15 protein-coding genes and 1 pseudogene are annotated in these 20040 nt (G+C 54.8%); 14 read left to right on the forward strand and 2 right to left on the reverse strand.

Annotated features, from left to right (window positions below; translation table 11 throughout):
- Positions 1–10 precede the first annotated feature (10 nt).
- The gene (locus ACWI0H_RS03685) at positions 11–1333 is read left to right on the forward strand and encodes a sodium ion-translocating decarboxylase subunit beta (protein ID WP_008957507.1); all 1323 of its coding nucleotides are present in this window, start codon (positions 11–13) and stop codon (positions 1331–1333) included.
- 102 nt (positions 1334–1435) lie between these two features.
- Here the strand turns inward: ACWI0H_RS03685 and ACWI0H_RS03690 are convergent, their stop codons facing one another.
- Together ACWI0H_RS03690 and ACWI0H_RS03695 are read right to left on the reverse strand one after the other, a co-directional pair.
- Positions 1436–2053 (reverse strand): IMPACT family protein, encoded by a 618-nt coding sequence (locus tag ACWI0H_RS03690; RefSeq protein ID WP_176303248.1) that lies wholly within the window; start codon positions 2051–2053, stop codon positions 1436–1438.
- Positions 2053–2457 carry a LexA family protein gene (locus tag ACWI0H_RS03695; protein WP_101147920.1) on the reverse strand — a complete coding sequence of 135 codons (405 nt, stop codon included), beginning with the start codon at positions 2455–2457 and terminating at the stop codon, positions 2053–2055. The genes ACWI0H_RS03690 and ACWI0H_RS03695 overlap by 1 nt, the downstream gene beginning before the upstream one ends.
- Positions 2458–2654: 197 nt before the next feature.
- Between ACWI0H_RS03695 and ccmA the strand changes: the two genes are divergently transcribed.
- The 13 genes and pseudogenes from ccmA (at position 2655) to ligA (ACWI0H_RS03760) (ending at position 19327) form a co-directional block, all read left to right on the forward strand.
- The gene (ccmA, locus tag ACWI0H_RS03700; protein ID WP_472955438.1) at positions 2655–3302 is read left to right on the forward strand and encodes a cytochrome c biogenesis heme-transporting ATPase CcmA; all 648 of its coding nucleotides are present in this window, start codon (positions 2655–2657) and stop codon (positions 3300–3302) included.
- Between the two features lie 86 nt (positions 3303–3388).
- Positions 3389–4102, forward strand: a complete 714-nt coding sequence (gene ccmB / locus ACWI0H_RS03705; RefSeq protein WP_008957503.1) for a heme exporter protein CcmB — start codon at positions 3389–3391, stop codon at positions 4100–4102.
- A gap of 14 nt (positions 4103–4116) precedes the next feature.
- Entirely contained in the window at positions 4117–4884 is a 768-nt protein-coding gene (locus tag ACWI0H_RS03710; RefSeq protein WP_485874920.1) for a heme ABC transporter permease, read from the forward strand.
- Entirely contained in the window at positions 4884–5075 is a 192-nt protein-coding gene (gene ccmD / locus ACWI0H_RS03715) for a heme exporter protein CcmD (protein ID WP_485874922.1), read from the forward strand. The genes ACWI0H_RS03710 and ccmD overlap by 1 nt, the downstream gene beginning before the upstream one ends.
- Positions 5072–5581 carry a cytochrome c maturation protein CcmE gene (ccmE, locus tag ACWI0H_RS03720; RefSeq protein WP_485874924.1) on the forward strand — a complete coding sequence of 170 codons (510 nt, stop codon included), beginning with the start codon at positions 5072–5074 and terminating at the stop codon, positions 5579–5581. The genes ccmD and ccmE overlap by 4 nt, the downstream gene beginning before the upstream one ends.
- A 52-nt stretch (positions 5582–5633) precedes the next feature.
- Positions 5634–7643, forward strand: coding sequence for a heme lyase CcmF/NrfE family subunit (locus ACWI0H_RS03725; RefSeq protein ID WP_485874926.1), 2010 nt, complete (start codon positions 5634–5636; stop codon positions 7641–7643).
- The gene (locus ACWI0H_RS03730; protein WP_339886465.1) at positions 7640–8167 is read left to right on the forward strand and encodes a DsbE family thiol:disulfide interchange protein; all 528 of its coding nucleotides are present in this window, start codon (positions 7640–7642) and stop codon (positions 8165–8167) included. Before ACWI0H_RS03725 ends, ACWI0H_RS03730 begins: the two co-directional genes overlap by 4 nt.
- Positions 8158–8628 carry a cytochrome c-type biogenesis protein gene (locus tag ACWI0H_RS03735; RefSeq protein WP_176303255.1) on the forward strand — a complete coding sequence of 157 codons (471 nt, stop codon included), beginning with the start codon at positions 8158–8160 and terminating at the stop codon, positions 8626–8628. Before ACWI0H_RS03730 ends, ACWI0H_RS03735 begins: the two co-directional genes overlap by 10 nt.
- On the forward strand, positions 8625–9872 hold the full coding sequence (ccmI, locus tag ACWI0H_RS03740) for a c-type cytochrome biogenesis protein CcmI (RefSeq protein WP_485874929.1): 1248 nt from the start codon (positions 8625–8627) through the stop codon (positions 9870–9872). Before ACWI0H_RS03735 ends, ccmI begins: the two co-directional genes overlap by 4 nt.
- Before the next feature lie 33 nt (positions 9873–9905).
- Positions 9906–13400: a chromosome segregation protein SMC gene (gene smc / locus ACWI0H_RS03745; RefSeq protein ID WP_485874931.1), complete on the forward strand. Its 3495-nt coding sequence runs from the start codon at positions 9906–9908 to the stop codon at positions 13398–13400.
- A gap of 650 nt (positions 13401–14050) precedes the next feature.
- Complete coding sequence (gene zipA / locus ACWI0H_RS03750) at positions 14051–15898, forward strand: cell division protein ZipA (protein ID WP_485874933.1); 1848 nt, start codon at positions 14051–14053, stop codon at positions 15896–15898.
- Between the two features lie 155 nt (positions 15899–16053).
- Positions 16054–17217, forward strand: a pseudogene (gene ligA / locus ACWI0H_RS03755) (NAD-dependent DNA ligase LigA); the annotation flags it as partial.
- Between the two features lie 94 nt (positions 17218–17311).
- Positions 17312–19327, forward strand: coding sequence for an NAD-dependent DNA ligase LigA (ligA, locus tag ACWI0H_RS03760; protein ID WP_141439947.1), 2016 nt, complete (start codon positions 17312–17314; stop codon positions 19325–19327).
- Positions 19328–20040: the final 713 nt, after the last annotated feature.

Below are 20040 nucleotides of genomic sequence, written 5' to 3' on the forward strand. Positions count from 1 at the left end.
GGGCCCAGTAATGGATAAATTAGTGACGTTATGGGAAGGCTCGGGGCTATATAACCTTGAGCTCGGTCAAGCGGCGATGATCATGGTGGGTCTTCTGCTGCTTTACCTTGCCATTTATAAGAAGTTTGAGCCGTTGTTGCTGGTGCCGATTGGCTTTGGCGGGATTCTTGCGAATATTCCTGAAGCCGGGCTGGCCATTTCAGCGCTCGATCAGGCGATTGAAGTGGCTAAACCCGCGGTGCTGCAGCAAATGGCGGCAGCATTAGGCGCGAGTCTTGATCCACTGGCGAACGTTGAAGCATGGCGTGAGTCCCTTAAGGTAATCGCCCATGATGCTGCGGCGCCAGATCAGGTTCGTGCCGCGCGAGATATCGCCATTGGCGTCGGCTACAGCGATGGCATGCTCTACAACTTCTACAAAGTTGCCATTGCCTCTGGTATCGCGCCGCTGATTATCTTTATGGGTGTCGGGGCAATGACCGACTTTGGCCCGCTGTTGGCCAATCCGCGCACGCTATTTTTAGGCGCCGCCGCCCAGTTTGGTATCTTTGCCACGCTGTTTGGCGCTGTGGTGCTTACCTCGATGGGCGTGATGGACTTCTCGCTTAATCAGGCAGCCGCCATTGGTATTATTGGTGGCGCTGACGGCCCAACGTCTATTTACGTTTCTAGCGTGCTGGCACCTGAGCTATTGGGGGCGATTGCCGTGGCCGCCTACGCCTATATGGCGTTGGTGCCGCTGATTCAGCCGCCGATCATGCGTCTTTTGACGTCCCAGAAAGAGCGGGAAATCAAAATGACGCAGTTGCGGCCAGTGTCCAAGCTGGAAAAAGTGATCTTTCCGCTAATGCTGCTGATTCTGGTTGCCCTGTTTCTGCCTGATGCCGCGCCGCTGCTGGGGATGTTCTGTTTCGGTAACCTGATGCGCGAGTGCGGCGTGGTAGAGCGCTTATCGGATACTGCACAAAACGCTCTGATCAATATCGTGACGATAATCCTCGGCTTATCGGTGGGCTCTAAGCTAATGGCCGAGAGTTTCCTGGCGTTTGAGACCCTGGGGATATTAGGGCTGGGCATTGTGGCCTTTGGAATAGGCACTGCCGCGGGCGTATTGATGGCAAAGCTGATGAATTTAGTCAGCAAAATGCCCATCAACCCGTTAATTGGTGCTGCGGGTGTTTCTGCGGTGCCGATGGCGGCACGGGTTGCCAACAAAGTGGGCCTGGAAGCAAACCCGCATAACTTCCTGCTGATGCACGCCATGGGCCCCAACGTCGCAGGGGTTATTGGGTCGGCAGTCGCGGCTGGGGTAATGATTAAATACCTGGGCTAACGCAGAAAGAGTGAGAATACGAGCGCGGCGTACTGACAGGTTCAGTATGTCGCGTTTTTTTTGAAGGGCTTTTTTGAAGTGCTGTTTCGAAGGGCTATCTAGCTAGCGAGTGAGAATATCGATAGCGCTCTTCAAGCGGTTTTCTAGCGGGGAAAGGTCAAATGGGTTGTCCCGTGGCCAGCCAATGGTCAGACGAACACCGTCGCCATCGTAATCCGCTTGCTCAATGGGAATAGCCTGCTCTTCGCACCAGGCGCGGGCAATCGCTTCGTTGGCAAAACCGAGCCGCAGGGTATAAAGATCGCGCTCGACCACTTCCCGGGTAGGTAGCGTCTCCAAAGCATGGCTAACCGCCTGGGCGTAAGCGCGGGCCAAGCCGCCGGTACCGAGCTTCGTGCCGCCAAAATAGCGGATCACCACGCAACCGATTTGACCTAATTGGCTGCCCTGCAGAACTTGATACATTGGGCGACCTGCGGTGCCGCCAGGTTCGCCATCATCAGAGAAGCCAATCAAATTTTGCTCGCCGGGTGGGCCAGCAATATAGGCCGTGCAGTGATGGCTCGCATTGGGATGCTCGGCTTTAGCCGCCGCCAGCATGCGAGTGAATGCATCAATATCTGAGGCGTGGCAGGTCCAGGTAATAAAGTGACTCTTTTCGACTTCGATGTCAGTGGTCTGCCAAGACGAAAGGGGGAGTTCCGGCACCCGGTAACGCATTAATGCTCCGTGATAGTAGCCTTATTTTGCAGGCCAGTTTTTGGATGAGATTCAACACCCATCACCATGCCGAGCACCTGAATATCACGGTTATGCAAAAATAGCGCTGGCTGCAACGTATCCTCAGGCCATAGCTCTACGCCAAAGCGGCTGATCGAGAGCTGCTTCAAGACGATTTTTTGCTGGTTGATTTCGGCAACGGCGGTTTCTGTTTGGGCATCATGCTGATAACGCCGAATAATAATGACATCGCCATCGAACAAGTTGCAATCACGCATTGCGTTACCACGCACTTTAAGCGCATAGGTATTGCGACGGGTAATGCTAGGCGTCGGCGCATAGGTACGCGGGACCGAGTGTAAGTGGTTAGGCTTAACGGTAGGTGCTGCCATCGATATGGTCATTGAGAAATCTCCATTGCATGTTCTTTCATACAGTGGTTTTCAGTATAGACCTGTTTTTGCATACAGTGCTAGCAGTAATTGGTCTTACGCCATATTGATTGAGGTCATGCTGCGACCCAGCGCCGCATAGAGTGAGTGGCGAGAAACGGGCTTTCCGTGTAGAGTTCGACGCGAAATCAATGTGCCTGGAGAGACTCTTGAGCCTGTGTCTACAAGCCCGACAGCTGTCCTGCGAACGTGATGATCGCTCACTGTTTAAGGGGCTTGATCTCGACATTCGCAGCGGGGAAATCGTGCGAATTGAAGGGCCTAATGGCAGTGGTAAAACAAGCCTGCTTAAAATTCTCTCCGGGCAACTGAGCGACTATCAAGGCGAGCTGTTCTGGAATGGCGCTGCGATGCAGAGTGTCCGTGAACATTTTCTCGCTAATTTGCTCTATTTAGGACATGCCCCCGGCATCAAGTCTGGGCTATCCCCCTTAGAAAATTTAGCGTGGTATCAGGCGCTGAGTGGCGAGAGAAGTGGAGGACAGGGCAGCGGGGCGCATGAAGGCGAGGAGCAGCGCCTGGATGCCCTTGAACAGGTTGGCCTGGCAGGCTTTGAAGACGTGCCCGCCGGTCAACTTTCGGCAGGCCAGCAGCGCCGTGTGGCGCTGGCGCGATTGACGCTGACACCCCGCGCGCTGTGGGTGCTAGACGAGCCCTTCACCGCCATAGATCGCCACGGCGTTGCAGCCCTTGAAAGGCAACTGATTAGACATGCTCAAGCGGGCGGCTGCGTGCTAGTAACGACACACCACGAGCTAGCCGCGTCATCGCTGTTAAGACGCATAGCGCTTGGGTAGAGGAGACCGGATTGCAGAAAACAGGGTTGCAGCAAACAGGGCTGCACAGCTCTTCAGATAGCTCTCTAAACGGATCAGACTCCGTCATGGATGCCCCTTCAGTGCCATTGCTTGAGCATCAGGGCGGGCTGATGATCGCGGTGAAGGCCACGTTGGTGCGTGATTTGACGCTGCTGCTGAGACGTCGCGGTGAAGTGCTCAATCCGCTGGTGTTTTTTGCTCTGGTGATCACCCTGTTTCCGATCGCTATTTCACCCGACCCGGAGTTGTTGGCGACGATTGCGCCAGGGTTGCTATGGGTGGCGGCACTGCTAGCCGCGCTGCTGTCACTAGATAGCCTGTTTCGCAGCGACTACGACGACGGCAGCCTTGAGCAGCTGTTACTCGCCCCACAGCCGCTGGCTGCATTAAGCGTGGCGAAAGTGGCCGTACATTGGCTGCTGACCGGGCTGCCGTTAGCACTGATGGCGCCACTGCTGGGCATTATGCTCGCACTGCCTGCGGGTAGTTACGCAGTGCTGGCGCTGTCGCTGGCGTTGGGTACGGCAAGCTTGAGCCTGATTGGTGCCATTGGTGCGGCGTTAACCGTCGGCTTGGCGCGGGGCGGCGTACTGCTCTCGCTGCTAGTGCTGCCGCTGTATATTCCTGTGCTCATTTTTGGCGCAGGCGCGGTCCAGGCGGCTATTTTGGGCGACGGTGTCTCTGCGCACTTGGCGATTTTAGGCGCGCTGCTGGCCGCCTCACTTATGTTAGCGCCGTGGGCGATTGCCGCATCGCTGCGTATCAGTATTAACGGTTAAGGACAGGACACGCTATGTGGGCCTTTATACACAAACTGGGATCACCCAAGTGGTTCTATGGCATTAGCGCCAAATTACAGCCCTGGTTTTGGGCTGCAGCGGCGCTGTTGCTGGTCACTGGCTCGCTGTGGGGGCTGGCGTTTGCGCCTGCGGATTATCAGCAGGGCAACAGTTTCCGGATCATTTATGTTCACGTGCCCGCGGCTTTTTTAGCACAATCGATTTTTGTCTCCATGGCAGTATCTGGGCTGGTGTTTATGGTCTGGAAAATTAAAATCGCCGATATGGCGGCGGCAGTCATGGCACCGCTGGGCGCTGCGATGACCTTTGTTGCGCTATTTTCTGGCGCTGTATGGGGTGTGCCGACCTGGGGTACCTGGTGGATGTGGGATGCGCGTCTGACGTCGATGCTGATCCTGCTCTTTCTCTATTTAGGCGTGATTGCCCTGCGCGGTGCGTTTACCAGCCGCGATAGTGCCTCACGGGCCGCCTCTGTGCTGGCCATGGTGGGCGTCATCAACATTCCTATCATCAAATACTCGGTGGATTGGTGGTACACCCTGCACCAACCAGCCTCGTTTACGTTAACCTCGCGCCCGACGATGCCCACCGAAATGTGGCTACCGCTGGTCATTATGGTGCTGGGTTTCTACAGCTTTTTTATTGCCTTGACGCTGATGCGTACGCGCAGCGAGATCCTACGCCGAGAGTCGAGCAAGCGCTGGGTACAGGAGCTCGTTAACGGCCAGGTAGTGAATGCACAGGCAGAGGAGACGCGCTAATGGCATTTGCCTCATTTTCCGAATTTTTCGCCATGGGTGGCCATGCGCCTTACGTATGGTCTGCCTGGGGAGTAACGGCACTGCTGCTGGTGGCCAGCGTTTGGCATGCACGCGTTGAACAGCGTCAGTTACTGAATGGCATAAAGCGTCGGGCACGGCGCGCAAATAGCTTGAGAGAGAACGCCCAATGACCCCTAAACGTAAACAGAAACTCTTCGTCATTTTGGGTTTGGTATCGTTAACCGCGATTGCTGTTGGGCTAACGCTGTATGCGCTACGTGCCAACATTAATCTGTTTTTTAGCCCGGTACAGATCGCCCAGGGCGATGCGCCCATGGAACGACAGATTCGCGCGGGTGGCATGGTGAAAGAGGGCTCGGTGTCCCGTGACCCGGAAAGCCTGGACGTAGCGTTTACCGTGACCGATTACGTCGATGACCTAGAGGTCTACTACAGCGGCATCCTTCCCGACCTGTTCCGCGAAGGCCAAGGTGTGGTGGTGGTCGGGGAGCTTCAAGCTGATGGCCGTTTGTATGCCGATAAAGTGCTGGCGCGTCACGATGAGAACTACATGCCGCCTGAAGTAGCGCAAGCACTTGAAGAGGCGGGCTATTCGCCGGCTGACTATCAGGCCAAGGCTGCCGAAGTGGGTAAGCGGCTTGATGAAGAGGGCGTCCCCCAAGCAAGCGAGTATTAACCCCCATCGTTTAACCGACTTGCCCTACCGCCAGTGCTAATTCGGAGCGCACATGCTGATTAAAATGATTCCTGAAATTGGCCACTTCGCCCTCATCATCGCGCTGCTAATGGCGATGGTGCAGGCAGTGATGCCGCTGGCCGGTGCAGCGACCCGCCGCCCACTGTGGATGGCGTATGGCCAGCCCATGGCGGCCGGGCAGTTTCTGTTTATTGCCATCGCCTACGCCTGTTTGACCGCGAGCTACATGCTGGATGATTTTAGCGTGGCGAATGTGGCCAATAACTCCAACTCGCTGTTGCCGTGGTACTACAAATTCAGCGCGGTGTGGGGCAACCACGAAGGCTCTGTTCTGCTATGGAGCCTGATGCTGGCGGGCTGGGGCTTTGCCGCCAGCCTGTTCACCGGCAACCTGCCCCGGGATATGGTCGCTCGAGTGATGGGCGTGATGGGCATGGTGTGCGTTGGCTTCTTACTGTTTATCCTGATCACGTCTAATCCTTTTGAGCGTTTGCTCCCCGACATGCCGCAAGACGGTGCTGACCTCAACCCGCTGCTGCAAGACTTCGGGCTAGTGGTGCATCCGCCGATGCTTTACATGGGCTATGTGGGTTTTTCAGTGGTCTTTGCCTTTGCAATTGCCGCTCTCATGGGGGGGCGCCTAGACGCCGCCTGGACGCGCTGGGCACGTCCCTGGACGAATCTGGCCTGGGCGTTTTTAACCGTGGGGATCGCCCTGGGCAGTTGGTGGGCCTATTACGAGCTTGGCTGGGGCGGCTGGTGGTTCTGGGATCCAGTCGAAAACGCGTCGTTGCTGCCCTGGTTAACGGGGACTGCGCTGGTGCACTCGCTGGCGGTGACCGAAAAGCGCGGCTCGTTTAAGAGCTGGACCGTGCTATTGGCGATTTCGACCTTTTCGCTGTCGCTGATGGGAACCTTCCTGGTGCGCTCCGGCGTGCTCACCTCGGTACATGCGTTTGCCAACGACCCTGCCCGTGGCTTTTTTATCCTGATGCTGCTGGCGATTACGGTGACGCTCTCGCTGCTCGTGTTTGCGCTGCGAGCCCCGCGAGTTAGCCATAAAGTGGGCTTTAACTGGCTCTCGCGGGATGCGCTGCTGCTGGTCAATAATATCTTCCTGGTCATCATGACGGTCACTGTATTGCTCGGTACCGTCTATCCGCTGATTCTTGACTCCCTGGGGCTGGGTAAAATCAGCGTGGGCCCGCCCTACTTCAATGCGCTGTTTGTACCGCTCACCGTGATGATGTGCATCTTTATGGGACTAGGCTCGGTAACGCGCTGGAAGGGGATGGCGGTGCGCGACCTAGTCCGTAAGCTCTGGTTGGCGGGCGTTGCTGCGCTGGTGTTGGGCATGCTGATGCCGTTGCTGTATCGCGGTGAGTGGAATCTGTTTGTCTCTTTGGGGATCGTCTCTGCGCTATGGATTGTGCTGCCGATGGTGCGCGATGTATTCGATAAAACCCGTCACGCCAGCTCGTTCATCGCCGGGTTACGCAAACTCTCACTCTCTTACTGGGGCATGGTGTTAGGACACATTGGTGTGGCGGTCACGATTGTGGGTGTTGCGGTGGTTTCCAACTACAACATTGAGCGTAATGTGCGCATGTCGCCGGGTACCACGGTTGAAGTGGCGGGCTATCAGTTCACCATGACGGAGTTAGCCGAGCGTCGCGGGCCAAACTTTTTGGCAGACACCACGATCCTTCAGGTACAGCGTGGCGACACCGGTAGCAGTTTCACCATGCGTCCTGAAAAACGCCTTTATCTCGCGACCGGTATGCCGATGACCCAGGTGGCTCTGCGGCCGGGGCTATTCCGTGATCTCTATGTGGCCATGGGCGAAGACCTTGGTGACGGCAGTTGGGCGATGCGTGTCCAATACAAACCGTTTGTGCGCTGGCTATGGCTGGGCGCCCTGTTAATGGCATTTGGCGGTGTACTGGCAGTGCTCGACAAACGCTATCGTCGCGCCGCAGTCACCCGTGAAATGCCCCAGGCCGCCACTAAAGCCGATTCATCGCAGGAGGCCACTGTATGAAGCGTCGGTTACTGCTATTACTGCTGCCGGTTTGCTTTTTAGGCTTGGCGCTGTTCTTTTTCCAGGGCCTGTCGCTGGATCCTTCCCAGCGCGATTCCGCGCTGATGGCGCGAGAGTTCCCGGCCTTTGAAGCCACCACGCTGCGCGATGAAAATCGGCGCGTGGATCAATCGCTACTTCAGGGCGACGTCACTCTGGTTAACGTATGGGGTGAGTGGTGCCCCGCGTGCAAGCAGGAGATGCCCCAACTGCTGGAGCTGGCCGACCGAGATATTCGGATGGTTGGGGTTAACTACCGCGATACCCGCGAGAAAGGCATGGAGTTTCTCAGCGAATTTGGCGATCCGTTTGAAGTGAATATTTTTGATCCAGAAGGCGAGCTGGGTTTTGACCTTGGCGTTTACGGCGCGCCGGAAACCTTTCTGGTCGATGCCGACGGCGTTATTCGCTATCACCATAAGGGCTACGTATCGCCACAAGACGTCCGCGAACGAATCCTGCCGGAGGTGGAAAAATGGCGCTAATGCGAACCATGGCAGCGCTACTACTGCTGGTCATAGCGTTTGGTGCAGCGGCGGGGGGGATCGAGCTACGCGAGTTTGACGATCCGGTCATGGAAAAACGTTATCACGATTTAACCGCCTCCATGCGTTGCCCGCTGTGTGAAAATCAGGCCATAAACGATTCCGATGCCCCTATCTCGGGGGACATGCGCGAGCGGGTTTACCAACTGCTGCAAGAGGGGCAGTCGGACATCGAAATCGTCAATCATATGGTCCAGCGGTTTGGCGAATATATTCTCTATAATCCGCGTTTAGAGAGCCGCACCTATCTGCTTTGGGGGCTGCCGATTGCGCTGGTGCTGCTAGGCGCACTGGTGGTTGTGTTAATGATTCGTGCCCGCCGAAATGCCTCTGCTAAAGCGCTGAGCGCCGAAGAGCGCCAGCGTATAGATGCGCTGATTAACCGTAAGAGGTCTTCATGACGCTGCTCTGGATTGCGATTGCCGTTTTACTGCTCCCCGCGCTGTGGCTGCTGGTAGCGCCGCTAAGAAACGCGCGTCGATTACATGATCAACAACACGCATTTGAAACCAATGACACCTCTGCCGAGCAGAATGTGGCGATTTTTAAGCGTCGTTTAACGTCATTAGAAGCGGCGCGAGAGCGTGGCGACATTGACGCCGAGCGCTTTGAGGAAGACCGGTTAGAGCTTGAGCGTAGCCTGCTGGAAGACACCGCCGTGCGCGCGCGCCGGCCGCTCAAGCCAGCAGGGGCGGGGCGCCTTATGGTGCCTATCGTTATGGTGGCTGTGGTGGTAGTCAGCGTGCTTTGGTATCAGCAGCAGGGCGCCGAGGGCGACCTCGTGTTACTCGCCGTACAGCAAGAAGTACAGAATGACCCCGAAGGCTCGTTGGATATGTATATCGAGCGCATGGAAGAGCAGGCCGAGCGTCAGCCGGATAACCCAAACGTATGGAGCGCGCTGTTTCCGGTCTATCGCGAAACCGGGCAGATGCCCCAGGCCGTCGATGCGCTTGAACGCTTGATTGAGATTGAGGGCCGCATTCCACCGCTGCTTGCTCAACTAGCGCAAATTCGTTTCTTTATGGCCGAGCGCGAACTCACCGATGAAGTGCAGGCGCTGGTCGATGAAACGCTGGAACAAGATCCACGCCAGCCGACCGTGCTAGGCATGTTAGGTATTCATGCCTTTGATAACGGTGACTATGAACAGGCTATCGACCGCTGGCGCCGTGCTGTGGCTAACATCGAAGACCCCAATACCGCCGCCTCGCTGCGCGATGGCATTCGCGTTGCCCAAGAGCGGATGGGCGTTGCGCCTGAAGAGGCTGCCGTGGAAGCCGCCCAGAGTTCAGGTGTCCGTGTGAGTGTCTCGTTAGCCGAAGAGCTCGCCGATCGCGTTGACGGCGACGACACGGTGTTTATCACCGCTCGTGATGTGGAAGGTGAACTACCACCGCTGGCCGTGGTGCAGGCACGAGTGTCTGAACTGCCCATGACCGTCGTCTTAGATAATAGCGTGGCCATGTCGCCCCAAGCGCAAATCTCACAGGTACGGGAGGCACGTTTGGTGGTGCGCGTTTCGCCCTCTGGACAAGCCATGCCCCAACCGGGTGATCTATTTGGTGATCTTGAGAGCGTCAGCGTCGGACCAATCTCAGATGATGAAGCCGCTGAGGTGGTCATTAACCGTGTCTTTGAATAACCCTGCTTTGAATAACCAGAGCACTATCTCTACATGCGCTTAACCTCGATTCGCTTAGTCGGGTTCAAGTCGTTTGTTGACCCCGTGACGGTACCCTTCGATGGCAATATGACCGCCATCGTGGGCCCCAACGGCTGTGGTAAATCCAACATTATTGACGCCGTGCGCTGGGTCATGGGGGAGTCCTCCGCTAAAACCCTGCGTGGCGAGTCCATGGCCGATGTCATTTTCAACGGCTCCACTGGCCGAAAGCCGATCAGCCAAGCCTCCATAGAGCTTAAGTTCGACAACCGTGATGGCGGTATGGGCGGCGTTTATGCGCAGTATGCCGAAATCGTCGTTAGGCGCTTGGTAACGCGGGATGGGCAATCCAACTACTTCTTCAACGGTCAAAAGTGCCGTCGGCGCGATATCGCCGACCTATTTATGGGCACCGGCTTGGGGCCGCGCTCCTACGCCATCATCGGCCAAGGCATGATTTCGCGGTTGATCGAAGCCCGCCCCGACGACCTGCGCTCGACGCTGGAAGAGGCCGCGGGTATCTCCAAGTACAAAGAGCGTCGCCGGGAAACCGAAAACCGCATGCGGCGCACCCAGGAGAACTTGGAGCGTCTGGACGATATTCGCGAAGAGCTGGATAAGCAGCTAGAGCGTCTCAAGCGTCAGGCCGAAGCCGCCAAGCGCTATCAAGATCTCAAGGAGCAGGAGTATCGGCTCAAGGGTGAGCTGGCGCTACTGCGCGGCCGCACCCTGCGGGCGGAGCAGTCCCACCAGGAGAGCCGCGTTCGCGAGTTGGAAATCGCGGTAGAAAAAGATGTCTTCGGCGTTCGTCAGTGCGAAACCCGCTTGGAACAAGCCCGCGAACAGCACGATGAACTCTCTGAAGTGCTCGACCGCCACCAACAGCAGTTCTTTGAAACCACCACGTGCATTGCCCGTCTGGAACAGGATCAGGCCCACCGCCGCAGCCGTGAAACCCAGCTCGCTAACGACATTGCCACGGCTCGCCGCGAATTGGACGAGCAGCGCCGGGTTAGCGAAGGCGACCAGACGCGCCTCGCCGCCATTGATGAGCGCTTTGACGATCTGCTTCCCGAGCACGAAGCCTTAGAGGAGAAGCTTGAAAGCCTGGAGCAGTCGCTAGCCGACGCATCTCCCGCTCTGGAAGCCGCCGAGCAGCAGTGGACCGATGCCGAAACCCGCTGGCGGGATGCCAGCCGCGACGCTGATCGTAGCCAGGATCAATTGCGCGATTTGGAGCAGCGCATTCAGCGGCTGCAAGCCGAAAATCAGCGCCGCCGCCAGCAGCGCAGTGAGGTCGCCGACCTCACAGGGCTGCGCGAAGAGCATGCCGTATGCGAAGAGCAGTTAGCGGATGCCCAGCAGCAGGCGGAGGGTTTTCAAGCCCAGCGGGATCAATGGCAGCAGCGTTATAGCGATGCCAAGGCGGCCTACCAGCAGGCGACTCAAACGCGCGATCATCAACGCGCTGAACTGAGCCAGCGTCAGGGGGAGCTGGCCTCGCTGCAAGCGTTGATTGATGCGGCACTGGTGGATCACGACCCTGCGATAGGCACAACCCTGGAAGCGCATGGTTTGGCAGAGGCTCCCCAGCTGGGCGAGGTATTACAAGTGGCACCAGGTTGGGAAGCGCTTACTTCCTGGTTGCTTGCGCCGTGGCTCAATGCACGCTTAGTCTCTCGCCATCAGTTGGCGGCCTTGCCCGAAGCCTTAGCCACCGATTGGCGTTTGATCGATCAAACCTCGCCAGCTCCCTCCACATCAGGTCAGCGATTAGACAGTTTAGTCAAAGGCGCAGGCGCGCTGGGCGAGTGGTTAGCAAGCATTCACTATACGCAAACGACAGAAGAGGCAGAGGCGCAGGTGGCGCATTTGGCGCCTGGCGAAACCGTGGTGAGCCAGGATGGGGTTTGGTTGGGCCGTGGCTGGCTGCATCAGCAGGCTAACGGCGAAGGCATCGACGGGCTGCTATTGACCCGTCGCCGCTACGCCGAGCTCTCCGCTCAGCGCGAAAGTGAAGAAGAGGCCTTGGCCCTGGCTGAAGAGCAGTGTGAGACGGCCAGAGAGACGATTGAAGCGCTGGAGCAGGCTCGGGAGCAGCAGGCCGAACAGGAGCGTGCCCATGCCAGCACCCTGCAGCAGTTGGCGGTGAAAGAGCGCAGTTTGGCCCAGCGCTTGGAGCACCTTGAAGGTCGTGCGACGGAGCTCGATGAAGAGCTTGCCCAGCTACAAGAGGATGAAGCAGAGTTAGCGCTTACTCTTGATGAGCAGCGCGCCCGCTGGCATGTAGCGATGGAGCAATTGGAGAGCACCGCCGAAGCACGGGAAACCAGTGCCGAGCAGCGCAACCGGCAGCGCGAGGCGCGTGATCAACTGACACAGCAGCATGCGCCGCTCAAAGCGCAGCAGCAGGCGTTGGCACTTGAGCGTGAACGTTTAAGCGCTGAGCGCGATAGCCTGCGCTCTCAGCAGGCGCGCTCAAGTGACTCTGAAGAGCGCCTCTCGCTGCGTATTGCCGAGCTTGAAGAGTCGCGGGAGATGTTGGTCGAGCCCGACGAGCTGGCGGGGGAAGAGCTTGAAGAGTTGCTTCATCAGCGTGAGCAGCAGGAGGGGCGCTTAAACACGACTCGTCAGCAGGCCCAGGCACTGGCAGAACAGCTGCGCAACGATGAGTTAGCCCGCCAGCAGCACGAGCGCAACCTGGAACAGAGCCGCGAGCAGCTCCAGCAGCGGCGTATGGATGTGCAGGCGCTGGCGCTTAAAGCCGCCACTCAGGATGAGCAGCTAACTGAGCTTGGCCATAACGTCGAGACCCTTACTGAGAAGTTGCCCCAGGAAGCGACGGAAACCCGTTGGCAGGAGCTTCTGGAAAATACCACGGACAAGATTCGCCGCTTGGGGGCGATCAACCTCGCCGCCATTGAAGAGTACGACCAGCAGGCCGAGCGGCGTAATTATCTGGAAGCGCAGCACGCCGAACTGACCGAAGCGCTGGAAACCCTTGAACGGGCGATTAAGCGTATTGACCAAGAAACCCGGGTTCGCTTCCGCGAAACCTTCGATCAGGTTAATGCCGGGTTGCAGGCGCTGTTCCCCCGTGTATTCGGCGGCGGTGCAGCTTGGTTAACGCTAACCGGCGATGATCTTTTGGAAACCGGCGTGGCGATTATGGCCCGCCCGCCGGGTAAGAAAAACAGCACCATTCATCTGCTATCGGGCGGTGAAAAAGCACTGACCGCACTATCGTTGGTATTCGCGATCTTTCAGCTCAACCCTGCGCCGTTCTGTATGCTGGATGAAGTGGATGCGCCGCTGGATGATGCCAACGTGGGCCGTTACGCCCGGTTGGTGAAAGAGATGTCTGAAAACGTGCAGTTTATCTACATCACTCACAATAAGATTGCCATGGAAGCCGCCGAGCGCTTGATGGGGGTGACCATGCAAGAGCCCGGCGTATCGCGGTTAGTCTCGGTGGGTATTGAAGAAGCGGCAGCGCTGGTCGATTAACCGCCTTCGCCCTTAGTCTTCAAAAGTCTTGCTGAGCAAGAAATTAACGATGGCCGTTTAGTGTGCGTGCTTGATGAGCATTGGGATATTGCGGTGCAGATACACCTAACACGACCAGCTGCCCCCATCAGTGCGACAGCAGAAAGATTTTGGAGGAGACTGTAACTATAAACAGCAGTTTGTTAATCATGGAGTGATAAACATTATGCAAATACGCAAAAAAATGTCCTAACGCGCTCAAGTTAACTATATTACCTCTATTAATGTTTGGTATGAGAGCGTTAAGCAGCTTATAAATGGATCTTGCCAATGGGGATGATTAGCGCATTAGTAAGCAAATGGCTGAAACGGTTATGAACTTCCCAGCGGTCAAAATGGCTTTTCTAGCTTTCGAGCTTCCTTTATAAAGCTATGTATAACGATTAAATCAAAGGCTCGTGGCACTTTCGGCTGAAGTTGAAGTCGGACTTTTGCCTTAATCGGCTTCAATAACAGTGTCAAAAGCGTGAAAATAGCGTAATTATCAGCAAAAATTGGCCCTTTTCATAGCAATCGCGCTATGCTTGGTGGCAAGTACTTATTAAATAGCAGTTACCCATATTTAGGCATGGTGCCTTAGCAACCGGCAAGATGACCATGGAACGTTCGACATGGAACTAAGAGAGTGGCTAATCATTTTAGGGCTGGCGTTGGTATCGCTCATCGTTATAGACGGTGCGCGAAGACTTCAACGTCAGCGTCGTGTACCCCGTCTGGATCAGGCGGAAAAAGATCTTTCAGCTAGTCAGCTAGAAGATGATCCCGATGAAGCTGCTAAAGCAGCAGAGATCAATTGGGAACTACCCAATGGCGGTGCACGAGTCGTTAAGCCCGCTGACTATAGTGGCTTAGGTAATAAACCAAAATTAGAGCGTCAAGAGCATCCTGGCCCTTCCAGAGTGCTTTCTGAGTTTAGGCGTTCGGCGTCAGCTAAAGCAGCCAAACGCAAAGCTGCAAAAGCGGAATCCATCGCTAATTCCCAATCAAAAGCAGCAGAAAAAACGGAGCGCCCAGCCGTCGCTAAAGCAAATACTGCGACGACTTCACCCTCCATGCCGACTGAGCATGAGCGCCTTGAGCCCAGTATTTCTATGGCAAACACTTCAATGAACAGCACTTCAAAGGCCAGTACCCTAAAGGCTGCTGAGGTTCCCCAGGACAGAGAGGCTGTAGCGCAACACGAAGCCGAACCAACGGCGGCCGCTGATTCTGCTGCAATGGCTAACGCGAACGCTGAAGCAACTGAGCCTGCTCCACAGGCCGCTATAAAAGAAGACGCGACGACCCGTGAGGCAGCTGCTTCGCCTGATGACATGTCTATTCGCGCAAGCGAAACGGATACGGAAGCCTCTGTTCAGCCTGATTATGACGCTGAACCGGTACTGCGTGCTGAGCCAGAAGATGCCGTATTTGCAAAACATGCTAATGATCACTCTCCTAAACGCCGTCAGTTGCGCTCCGATACAGCCGGTGAGCACGACGAGCTTGACGATGACGAAGTGGATGAGTACCGGTTAGTCGACTTTGAAGGCATGGGCCGCTCATTGAAGCGCCGGTTGATTGAGCGTCGTAAAGAGAAGCAGCGCAAAAAGGCTGAGAAAGCGCTGCGAGATAAGGAGCTGGCCAAGCAGAAAGCTGAGCGTAAAGCAGTGGAAGCGGAACAGCGGCGTGAAGCGAAAGAAGCCGCCGATGCTGAGCGTGCTCGCCTAGCCCAAGAGCAGGCGCAGGCACGTGAAGAGGCAGCAGCCAATGCAGCGGCCGCGGATAGACTGGCTGCTCAGCAGCGAGCGGATGATCAAGCTCGTGAAGCGTCTCGGTATGAAGAGCCCCTTTACGAAGAGGGCTACTCTGCTGACTTTGACGAAAGCATCGATTATGCCAGCGATGCTGCTTATGATGATCGCGCTGCTGATGAGCGCGTGGGGAATGATAGCGTCCGCATTCATCCCACATTAGAAAAAGCCCTGCGTCACGATGTGAGCGGCGAACACGCCAAAGAGACACTTTCCAGCGCTGAAGAAGTGGTTGTTATCAGCGTTCTCTCCCGTGACCCAGAAGGTTTTGACGGTAGCAAGCTGCTGGAACTCATGATGGTGTGTGGCTTGCGCTATAGCCGTGAAATGGGCATTTTCCACCGCTTTGAAACAGAAAGTGATGACAGCGAACTGCAGTTCTCCATGGTCAATGTGGTTAAGCCGGGCACCTTCCCCATTGAAGAGATGGGCGAGTTTATGACGCCAGGCATCACGTTGTTGATGCCATTGCCGGGTGCGCTCGATAGCGCTGCCGCGTTCGAGGCGATGGTCGAAACCGCCATGGTTGTGGTGCGTCATATGGGCGGCGAACTGAAGGATGAAAACCGCAGTGTGATGACCGCACAAACGATCGAGTTTGCCCGACAGCGGGTGCGTGAATTTGAGCGTCGCCATCGCCTGCATCGGCATATGCAAGTCCGCTAAATCACATCGGCTGTTCAACACCCGCCTTCTTGCCAGAAGGCGGGTGTTTTTGTTCAATAAGCGCTAATTTTACAGTCGTTCAGTTTTCACGTTCGTTCAATTTTTAAATTGCTTAGGTTTTGCGTTGTCGCTGCCGAGTACTGGAACCCATTCTAATGAGCAAGTCTGATTCTCAACCGTTGGAAGAGATTATCCAGCTGCGGGCCGCCCTGGATGAGGCAAACTACCGCTATTACGTGCTGGATGATCCTACCCTTACCGATGCCGACTACGACCGTCAGCTGCAACGTTTACAGCAATTGGAAGCCAGCCATCCAGAACTGATCACCAGCGATTCACCCACCCAACGCGTAGGCGCCGCCCCCGCCGATGGCTTTCCATCAGTGGCGCACGCAATCCCTATGCTGTCGTTGGATAATGCCTTTAGCCGCGAAGATATCTATGCTTTTGCCGAGCGGGTGGCAGAACGGTTGGAGTGCAGTGCGGACGAGGTTGAGTTTACCTGCGAGCCTAAGCTGGACGGTGCGGCGGTGTCGCTGGTTTTTGAGCAGGGCACGCTGGTGAGCGGCGCCACCCGGGGCGATGGACGTACCGGCGAAGGTATCACCTCTAACCTGCGCACTTTGCGTTCGGTGCCGTTAAAGCTGATGGGCAAAAACGTACCCGAGCTGCTGGAAGTGCGTGGTGAAGTGATTATGCGTCATGCCGGGTTTGAGGCATTGAATGAGCGCGCTCGGGAAGAGGGCAGCAAGGTATTTGCCAATCCGCGCAATGCGGCGGCAGGCAGCCTTCGCCAGCTCGACCCGCGTATTACCGCGAAACGTCCGCTGGAGTTTCACGCCTATCAGGCTGCGCGCTTGGAACCTGATTTAGGCGATACCACCCACAGCGAACTAATGGCACGGTTATCCACGTTAGGATTTCGCGCCAGTGCAGAGCTGAAAGTCGTCAAAGGCCCGCAAGCTGTCGCCGACTACTGCGAGCAGTTGGGCGAAAAACGTGATGCGCTTGGCTTTGATATCGACGGCGTAGTGATCAAGGTAAATGACCTGCGCTACCAGCGTGAGCTGGGCTTTGTCGCCCGCGCGCCGCGCTGGGCGGTGGCGTTTAAATATCCTGCTCAGGAAGAGGTCACCACGCTTAACGATGTCGAGTTCCAGGTTGGCCGTACCGGGGCAATCACTCCGGTAGCACGCCTTGAACCGGTCACTGTGGCAGGCGTGACGGTCTCCAATGCCACGCTGCATAACGCCGATGAAATCACCCGCCTGGACGTGATGATTGGTGATACGGTCTCTATTCGCCGAGCGGGCGACGTAGGTGTCACCCTGTAGCTCGGAGTTTCAAATAGGCTAATTTGTAAAATAATCATAGCTAGGTAGCAAATGCACCCAAGCGGTCGAGTTGATGACGATGAATCATAAAAATCAAGACAGAATTTCGGAGCTGAGAGCTCTTGTAGAAAAATACAATCATGAATATTACATTTTGGATGAGCCCTCCGTTACTGACTCCGAATACGACGAGCTAATGCGTGAGTTGAAGGAACTAGAAAGTGAAAATCTCGAGAGAAGTGATCCTTCATCACCCTCTCAGAAAGTTGGAGGAGGAGTAGCGAAGGGCTTTAAAAAGGTGAGGCACGAAGTTCCAATGCTTTCATTGGACAATGTGTTTGATTTCAGTGGCTTGGAAAATTTCATTCGAAGGATCGAGAAATCGTTTGGTACATCGAGTCCTGTAACATTTTGCGCAGAACCGAAGCTAGATGGATTGGCCGTTAGTCTGATATACGAGAATGGGGCTCTGGTCAGGGGGGCAACTAGAGGCGATGGCAGTGTTGGTGAAGATGTAACACGGAATGTAAAAACCATCCGTAATGTGCCTCGAACGCTATCAAATATTAATGCTCCTAATAGGCTTGAGGTTAGGGGTGAGGTCGTAATTCCTGTGGTAAAGTTTGAAGAACTTAATGAACGCCTAGCGAGCGAAGGAAAAAACTTGCTCGTAAATCCACGAAACGCGGCATCTGGGAGTTTGAGACAGCTGAATGTTGATGTAACAGCACGTAGGCCTCTAGAGTTTTTTGCATATGGAGTCGGCGTTTGTGAAGGTAAAGAGCTCCCTGCTAGCCAGTTTGAGCGACTAATTTATCTCAAAGATCTGGGGTTTGCACTTCCGAAAGAAAGTACGACTAAAGTTGGAGTATCTGGTTGTCACGACTACATTGAGGAGCTTATGGCTTCTCGTTCAGCCCTTCCGTATGAGATTGATGGGGTCGTTTTTAAAGTTGACTCAATTGTTCAACAGGAGTCACTTGGCTTCATTACAAATGCTCCCAGGTGGGCAATCGCTCATAAATTTCCAGCCCAGGAAGGTAAGACCCGATTGGAAAACGTTGAGTTTCAAGTTGGGAGAACTGGAAAGATAACGCCAGTTGCAGTTCTGATGCCAGCTTTTATAGGAGGAGTGACAATAAGTCGTGCTTCGTTACACAATGCGAATCAAATTGAGCGCCTTGGCCTTTGTATAGGTGATGAGGTGATCATTCGCCGCGCAGCAGATGTCATCCCGCAGGTCATGTCTGTATCAACCAAGGGGGCAGATAGAAAGCCCATCATATTTCCTCAATCCTGCCCAGTATGCAAATCAGATATTGAAAAGGTTGAAGGGGAAGCTGATGCAAGATGTACCGGTGGGCTAGTTTGTAAAGCGCAGTTGATAGAAGCAATAAGACATTTCTGCTCTAGAAATGCCATGAACGTAGTTGGTCTAGGTGAAAAAATTATTGAGGAGTTGGTTAGGCAAGAGATAGTCAAAAGCCCCGCTGACCTTTATACCCTAACCGCGCCCTCTTTATTGCATCTGGATCGAATGGGTCCTAAAAAGATTGAGAATATACTTCAAGCTATTGATAATTCTAAAGAAACGACATTTGATAAGTTCGTCTATTCATTAGGGATACGAGAAGTTGGAAAGGCTACAGCAAAGAACTTGGCACTATCCTTTGGGGATCTCAACAAACTCATAGTTGCTTCTATGGAGCAGTTGGTAGATGTTCCTGATATAGGAGAAATCGTCGCAACACATATCTATCACTTTTTTCGGCAGGAAAGAAACTTGTCGGTAATTAACGCGCTCATCGAGCAAGGCGTACGGTGGGAAGTAGTCCAGGTAGATGAGAGTTCGCAGCCGTTGAAAGGAAAAACGTTCGTTTTAACAGGTACTTTGAACAGTATGACTAGGTCTGAGGCACAGGAATCTCTGGAAAGCCTAGGCTGCAAAGTGTCTGGAAACGTGTCAACTCGCACATCTTACGTTGTGGCGGGAGAGAGTGCAGGGTCTAAGCTTACAAAAGCTAAAGACCTCGGTGTAGAGGTAATTAATGAAAGTGAGCTGATTCAGATGCTAGCTAAGTACGCAAAAGCATAGCCAGGTCAGTTTGACACATGCCGCATTGGGCGAAGTAGGACGGCGACAGTACTTCGATCAATTGTTGCTTTGACACACGGCCTCCGGGCCAGGAACCGATCTCGGCAGGTAACTTCTTGGCTACCGAGATCTGCTTCCATTGGGTAGTTCTGTTATACGGTGTCCTGATGGACAGATTCTACACTGGCGGCACCGATCAATCTGCTGCGTTAGTATTTATGCAGCTTTTCACTTAAGCGCCACATTTTGGTTGGCAAAAAGCTATTATTACCGACGTTGTTGAAATATAGAGGTGCCCGGCTGTGCTCTGAGCTCTACTTCTGTAGCTTTTTAAAATGGGGGAATGACCCATAGAGCAGACGGCTCTGATTCATCTTTGGTGGTCCTTACGTAGATGAATCAAAAGGTTTTTTGTTCATAAAACTTTATAAAAGAGGGCCTATATAAGAGACAAGAGGTGCTGGCGGTAGTATTCCGAGAAGCTAAGCGTTAGCAAGGGAGGCTCAAGAGACAGCATCTCACGCTCATTAATATTTTCTGCTGATAACGGTTGGCTATTACTCGCAGCTGGCTCACTCTCCTCAGTGCCGCCCATTTGACTGGAGCGCGCTTTCTCCAATCGTAGGTTCAGCTTTTGGGTTTGAAGCATCGCCTGATCTTCGGGTAAATCCTCAGCTATTCGCTGCGAATATTTACGCAGCAGTGGCTCGGCG

The organism is Halomonas sp. NYA30 (assembly GCF_976980765.1).